The organism is Pseudomonas sp. MD195_PC81_125, from assembly GCF_014060985.1.
Taxonomy (GTDB): Bacteria; Pseudomonadota; Gammaproteobacteria; order Pseudomonadales; family Pseudomonadaceae; genus Aquipseudomonas; species Aquipseudomonas parakoreensis.
The window spans coordinates 1-4,412 of record NZ_JABULD010000134.1 but is presented as its reverse complement, the minus strand read 5'-3'; the positions used below and the strand labels follow the sequence as shown (position 1 = coordinate 4,412).

6 protein-coding genes are annotated in these 4,412 nt (G+C 59.2%); 3 read left to right on the top strand and 3 right to left on the bottom strand.

Annotation, left to right across the window (positions count from 1 at the left end; translation table 11 throughout):
* Positions 1–149: 149 nt before the first annotated feature.
* On the bottom strand, positions 150–413 hold the full coding sequence (locus HT737_RS06070) for a DUF4404 family protein (RefSeq protein ID WP_134177047.1): 264 nt from the start codon (positions 411–413) through the stop codon (positions 150–152).
* A gap of 108 nt (positions 414–521) precedes the next feature.
* Complete coding sequence (locus HT737_RS06065) at positions 522–1,142, bottom strand: phosphatase (protein WP_095668727.1); 621 nt, start codon at positions 1,140–1,142, stop codon at positions 522–524.
* A gap of 198 nt (positions 1,143–1,340) precedes the next feature.
* Between HT737_RS06065 and HT737_RS06060 the strand changes: the two genes are divergently transcribed.
* Positions 1,341–2,030: a VacJ family lipoprotein gene (locus tag HT737_RS06060; RefSeq protein ID WP_047295245.1), complete on the top strand. Its 690-nt coding sequence runs from the start codon at positions 1,341–1,343 to the stop codon at positions 2,028–2,030.
* Between the two features lie 52 nt (positions 2,031–2,082).
* On the opposite strand, the gene HT737_RS06055 is transcribed toward HT737_RS06060, so the two are convergent.
* Positions 2,083–2,382, bottom strand: a complete 300-nt coding sequence (locus tag HT737_RS06055) for a PilZ domain-containing protein (RefSeq protein WP_095668728.1) — start codon at positions 2,380–2,382, stop codon at positions 2,083–2,085.
* 274 nt (positions 2,383–2,656) lie between these two features.
* Between HT737_RS06055 and rssB the strand changes: the two genes are divergently transcribed.
* Together rssB and rssC are read left to right on the top strand one after the other, a co-directional pair.
* Entirely contained in the window at positions 2,657–3,841 is a 1,185-nt protein-coding gene (rssB, locus tag HT737_RS06050) for a two-component system response regulator RssB (protein ID WP_041074010.1), read from the top strand.
* Entirely contained in the window at positions 3,838–4,320 is a 483-nt protein-coding gene (gene rssC, locus HT737_RS06045) for an anti-sigma factor antagonist RssC (protein ID WP_003226553.1), read from the top strand. The genes rssB and rssC overlap by 4 nt, the downstream gene beginning before the upstream one ends.
* The last annotated feature ends 92 nt before the right edge of the window (positions 4,321–4,412 follow it).

Here is a 4,412-nt window from a genome sequence, read left to right as displayed (position 1 = left end):
CTCGCGAAGGCTGTGTGTCATTCAACGATGATATCGACTGACACGACGTCTTCGCGAGCAGGCTCGCTCCCCACAGGGGAACTGTGTTCAAATTGTGGAAATGAAAAAGCCCTGCCAGCGATGACAGGGCTTTTTTGTATGGCGGGGAATCAGATCCCCATGCTGCCCAGCGCATTGACGATATTGCGCAGGGTGCCGGCAATGGCCGGGTGTTCGAGTTCAAAGCGGTCAACCGCCAGGTTCACGCCATCGGCGATACTGGCGTCCTGAGTGGCGCTTTCCAGTTTGATTTCGGTTTCAATCTGCGCCATCAGCGCATGCAAATCTTCACGCTCGGTTTCGGACAGCGGCGGATTCTGCTCCAGTTGCTCGCGCAGGGTGTCGAGTTGTTTTTGCAGTTCTTGGGCGGGCATGGTGGTTTCCTTTTATCAAGAGGCACTGGCATTGACCGCAGCCGCGCGCCAAAGGTCTATGGCTGACCTTTAGATTAATCCACTCTGCTGCAACCTGCATGATCCCGGTCAGGGCTTTTCGCCCTTGAGGCGGCGCAGGTTGATGTCGGCCAGGCAGGTGTCGAGCTCGCCCAGGTGGTCGATCACCGAATGCACGCCCAGATTGAACAACTGCAGGGTCGCCTTGCCGCGGCGCTGTTCGCGTTCCTGTTGGCTCAAGGCTTGCCACTCGCTCGGCGACAGGCCGCACAACGAGCCGCAGGAAGCCAGGCCAATGGTCCACAGCCCGGCGTTGAGGCCCGCTTGCAGCAGGCGCGGCTCGCCACTGACCAGCACGCAGCCATCCAGACGGCTGACGTTCAAGCCCATCAGCGCCTGCCAGCAGGCATTCGGCGCGGGCCATGGATTGTTTGTTGCTGAATATTGCGTCGGTTTGATCCACGCCGGCAGAGAGGCCGCCAGGGGATGCGCGAGGGCAGGGGGCAGTTCATCGATCCACGCACAGGGAATCTGCTGGCGCTGCAGGCTGAGCAGGCTGTCAAGGGCGCCGGGTGTGGCGTCGGTGTGCTCGGGCAGCATGCTGGCGTGTTGCCGGGCACGGGCACCGAAATCCACCAGACAGCCACTGAGTCCGAACAGCACGGCGGTCAGGCCGGGCGCGGCGACAGGCAAGGCTTCAGCGTGGGTCATGGCAACGTCCCTGAAATAGTCACGAGGTTAGGCGACATCGGTGACAGCTGGATGACAGGTGTGTGAAGGCGCGCTCTGGAAACGTCCTGCATTACTCTTGACAGGTAGACTGCCCAAAACGGCTTTTGCGCTTATACTAGCGGTCTTAACGCTTGGGCCGACGGTGCCCGCGCCAGTACGAATCCAAGGAGCTTTTCTATGCGCTGGAGCAATCCTCTCGCTCAGCTATGTGTATGTGCCAGCGTCTTGCTGGTTCCGTTCGCCGCCAATGCTGCAACGGAAGAAGACCCTTGGGAAAGCGTCAACCGCCCGATCTTCCAGTTCAACGACTTCGTCGACACCTACGCGCTCAAGCCGCTGGCGCAGGGCTACGAGTACGTGACGCCGCAGTTCCTTGAAGATGGCATCCACAACATGTTCCGCAACGTCGGTGACGTCACCAACCTGGCGAACAACATTCTGCAGGCCAAGCCCGCAGCCGCCGGTGTCGATACCGCGCGCATCATCTTCAACACCACGTTCGGCCTGCTGGGCTTCTTCGATGTCGGCACCAAAATGGGCCTCAATCGCAGCGATGAGGACTTCGGTCAGACCCTCGGTTACTGGGGCGTCAGCAGCGGCCCTTACGTGATGCTGCCGTTGCTCGGCCCGAGCACCCTGCGTGATGCGCCGTCGAAGTACGTCGACAGCTACACCGGTCCGTACCGCTACATCAACGACGTACCTGTGCGTAACTCGGTATTCGGCCTGAACATCGTCGATACCCGCGCCAGCCTGCTGTCGAGCGAGAAGCTGATCAGCGGCGACAAGTACACCTTCATCCGCAACGCCTACCTGCAGAACCGCGAGTTCAAGGTCAAGGATGGTCAAGTCGAAGACGATTTCTGATTTCGACCGATGACAAGAAGGCGGCCCTTGGGGCCGCCTTTTTTGTGTGCGCTTATTTCATTTTCAGAATGCTCAGGCCGAGCTTCTGGCTGTCGCCATCCTGGGCCTTGACCCAGACCACTTCGGTCTCCGCTTCCAGACCGCTCAAGGCGGCATGATCGGAGTCGATGCGCACACTCAAGCGGTCGCCAACCGCGAACTGGCGCGGTGCCTCAACCTGCATGCCGCTGCTCGAGAGGTCGATGCACACGGCTGATACCTCATCACCCTCATGGATCAACACCACATCGGCGTCGACCCGCATGCGGATGAAATCACGCTTTTCGCTGTAGTCCCGACCGGTTTGACTCATGGTTTTGACCTTCCATTGGGTTAAGGTTTGAGCGGTTCTTATAACTCTCGGTGATTTGACAAGTAAAGTCGTCAAGCGACCATCGGCGCATGCTTGAAACGCCCCGCGGATGGGAGTACCGTCTGCGCCTTAGAAGGGCACCTCTGGTGCAATCGCGTTCCGGGCCACTGCTCGAAAGCGGTGCAGCAGAGAGGCTAGAAAGCGAATCCAGTAGTCTGAGCCGGGCCGATGCCCCGCCTGCTACGCCAACCTAATTCTGGCGCCGTTTGCCCACATGCCAAAAACCAGTGCCACGCTGCTGATAATCGATGATGACGAAGTAGTGCGCGCGAGCCTCGCGGCCTATTTGGAAGACAGTGGTTTCAGCGTCCTGCAGGCCAGCAACGGCCAACAGGGTCTTCAGGTATTCGAGCAAGACAAGCCCGACTTGGTCATCTGCGATCTGCGCATGCCGCAGATGGGTGGGCTCGAACTCATCCGTCAGGTCACCGAGCGGTCACCGCAAACGCCGATGATCGTCGTTTCGGGTGCCGGCGTGATGAACGACGCGGTCGAGGCGCTGCGCCTGGGTGCGGCGGACTACCTGATCAAGCCTCTTGAAGACCTGGCCGTGCTCGAGCACTCGGTGCGTCGTGCGCTTGATCGTGCGCGCCTGCTGCTGGAGAACCAGCGCTACCGCGAGAAGCTGGAGAAGGCCAACCGCGAGCTCGAAGCCAGCCTGAACCTGCTGCAGGAAGATCAGAACGCCGGTCGCCAGGTACAGATGAACATGCTGCCGGAAAGCCCGTGGCGCATCGACGAGTTCCAGTTTGCCCACCAGATCATCCCGTCGCTGTACCTGTCGGGAGATTTTGTCGACTATTTCCGCGTCGACGAGCGTCGGGTGGCGTTCTACCTGGCTGACGTGTCGGGGCATGGCGCCTCTTCGGCGTTCGTCACCGTGCTGCTGAAGTTCATGACCACGCGCTTGCTGTTCGAGTCCAAGCGCAACGGCACATTGCCGGAATTCAAGCCTTCGGAAGTCCTTGGTCATATCAACCGGGGGCTGATCAGTTGTAAGCTGGGCAAACACGTCACAATGGTCGGTGGAGTCATCGACGAGGAGACCGGTTTGTTGACCTATAGCATCGGCGGCCATCTGCCGTTGCCTGTGTTGTACACGCCTGACAGTGTTCGTTACCTCGAAGGCCGCGGTTTGCCGGTGGGCCTGTTCAACGAGGCCACCTACGAAGATCACGTGCTTGAGCTGCCACCGACGTTCAGCCTGACGCTGATGTCCGACGGTATTCTGGATCTATTGCCAGAACCTACGCTCAAAGAAAAAGAAGCCGCTTTGCCACAACGGGTGAAGTCGGCGGGCGGCAGCCTGGATGGTCTGCGGCAAGTGTTTGGATTGGCCACGCTAGGGGAGATGCCGGATGATATCGCCCTGTTGGTGTTGAGCAGGAACCTTCAATGAGTACCGGTAGAATCCAGTTCGCCGAGCAGGACGGCACCTTCGTCCTGAAGTTCGTCGGTGAAGTTCGCCTGACCCTGTGTTCGGCGTTGGATGCGACTATTGAGAAAATCTTCACCGCGCTGAATTTCAACGCGATCGTGATCGATTTGACCGAAACCCGCAGCATCGACAGCACCACCCTGGGCCTGTTGGCCAAGCTGTCGATCCTGTCGCGGCAAAAGGTCGGCCTGCTGCCGACCGTCGTCACCACCCACGAAGACATCACCCGTCTGTTGCAGTCGATGGGCTTCGAACAGGTGTTCAACATCGTCAACCACCCGGTGCCGTGTCCCGAGTGCCTGGACGACCTGCCGGATCAGGATCAGTCAGAAGAAGTGGTGCGGATCAAGGTGCTTGAAGCGCACAAGATCCTCATGGGGCTGAACGATTCCAACCGTGAAGCCTTCCATGACCTGGTGAATGCCCTCGAAAGACACTGATTCTTTGAGGTTGAGGTTGTCTGTTCCGGCCTCTTCGCGGGCAAGCCCGCTCCCACAGTGATTGAGTGAACCCGAGATCTTCATTCCACACC

Coding starts and splice junctions, on each gene's coding strand:
- HT737_RS06070 (WP_134177047.1), bottom strand. CDS start 413: ATGCCCGCCCAAGAACTGCAAAAACAACTCGACACCCTGCGCGAGCAA.
- HT737_RS06065 (WP_095668727.1), bottom strand. CDS start 1,142: ATGACCCACGCTGAAGCCTTGCCTGTCGCCGCGCCCGGCCTGACCGCC.
- HT737_RS06060 (WP_047295245.1), top strand. CDS start 1,341: ATGCGCTGGAGCAATCCTCTCGCTCAGCTATGTGTATGTGCCAGCGTC.
- HT737_RS06055 (WP_095668728.1), bottom strand. CDS start 2,382: ATGAGTCAAACCGGTCGGGACTACAGCGAAAAGCGTGATTTCATCCGC.
- rssB (WP_041074010.1), top strand. CDS start 2,657: ATGCCAAAAACCAGTGCCACGCTGCTGATAATCGATGATGACGAAGTA.
- rssC (WP_003226553.1), top strand. CDS start 3,838: ATGAGTACCGGTAGAATCCAGTTCGCCGAGCAGGACGGCACCTTCGTC.